Below are 1,407 nucleotides of genomic sequence, written 5' to 3'. Positions count from 1 at the left end.
AGGAGTCAACTATCAGAAATTAAACACGGAGCCTGAGCAGGATGCTGAAAGCACTGACCCTTAGAAAGCATAGCGAACAGGACACGAATAAGCTTATTAACGACAGCAATCATAGCCTTTTTATAACTACCGAACTGAGAAAACTTCCTGCGGAAATACTCTCCGAACACGGGGCACCACTTAACCACCCCAACAGCCATTTGATAGAGGACATTTCGCAAATGAGGATTACCCTGCTTAGAGATACCCTTTTTAATTCTCATAGAACCGGACTGCTTAACAACAGGGTCAGTGCCGGCATACTTAACCACCTGCTTCCAGCCTCTAAACCTACCGATACCACCAAGCTCAGCGATAAACCTACCTGCAAGGAGAGGAGAAATACCTGGAATAGAAGACACGATAGTAACCTCATTCAGAAAAAAACGCTCAATTTCGGAACTGAAAGCAGAAGCCATTTTATCGGCGCAAGAAAGAAGGAAAAAGAGCCTGTCAATATAGAACTGAAGAGAGACCTCAAGACCTTTATTAGAAACCCCAACAGACTTAGAAGCGAGCCTGACGACATCATCAGGAGAAAAACAAGGCTTTCTACCCTTAGACCTCACGAAACACTTCTTCACAGTCTCCTTACCTGCCTCAGCAATGAGCGGAGCAGAGGGGAAAGAACTGAGGACAGAGAGGAAAGAATTGGAAAAGACATTAAAATGACTCTCAGCCTCAGGGAAAAGAACAGAGAGGAGATACTTAATTTGGGTCTTACACTCAGCAATTTCCTGCTTAATTCTCTCAATTTCCCTTGCGAGGAACCTAACAGAAGACAAATCAAGAGAACCATTAGCGATAAGAGAATGATTAGAGGCGGAAAAGAGAGCAATAAAGAAAGCATCTCTTCTATCAGTTTTAGAAGGATTAGTAGAAGAATAGAACTTGACGAAATTATGAACAGTTTTAGGATTAACGACCCTTACATCAAAACCTTTCTTAGAAAGGAACACAAAGAGAGGGATATGAAACCTTCCCGAAGACTCCATGACCACCACGGAAGGTTTAAAAGAAGAGAGGAGATTGACAAAAGAAGAGAACCCCTCATAGGAAAAAGGGAAAGAATCTTCTTTAACCACCTTCATAGTATTTGCATCAATGGTACAGACGTTAAAAGAACGTTTGGAGATATCAACTCCTACGTAAAACATGGCATTACCTCCAAGAGAGTTTTTTGTAGGTTGTCCCTCACAACCATCCTCCCGAGTGGCTGGGGCTTTAAAGCCCAATCAACCTATTGGGAGTTGAGGGACAGAGGGGCAGACTCCTCAAGAGGCTTTAGAGCCTATGATACATGGAGTCCTTGTCCCTCTTTCGCTTTTTGTAGTTTTAACTCTAATATAAACTAATTTTTTGCAGGAG

Annotated in this window: 1 protein-coding gene; it reads right to left on the bottom strand. The window is 42.5% G+C overall.

Annotation, left to right across the window (positions count from 1 at the left end):
• Positions 1-5: 5 nt before the first annotated feature.
• Entirely contained in the window at positions 6-1,196 is a 1,191-nt protein-coding gene (locus tag QOL23_RS08470; RefSeq protein ID WP_283401154.1) for an IS110 family RNA-guided transposase, read from the bottom strand.
• Positions 1,197-1,407: the final 211 nt, after the last annotated feature.

The organism is Desulfurobacterium pacificum, from assembly GCF_900182835.1.
GTDB classification, from domain to species: domain Bacteria; phylum Aquificota; class Aquificia; order Desulfurobacteriales; family Desulfurobacteriaceae; genus Desulfurobacterium_B; species Desulfurobacterium_B pacificum.
Note: the sequence above shows the minus strand (reverse complement) of the source record. Positions and strands in the feature narration are given on the sequence as shown.

Coding starts and splice junctions, on each gene's coding strand:
- QOL23_RS08470 (WP_283401154.1), bottom strand. CDS start 1,196: ATGTTTTACGTAGGAGTTGATATCTCCAAACGTTCTTTTAACGTCTGT.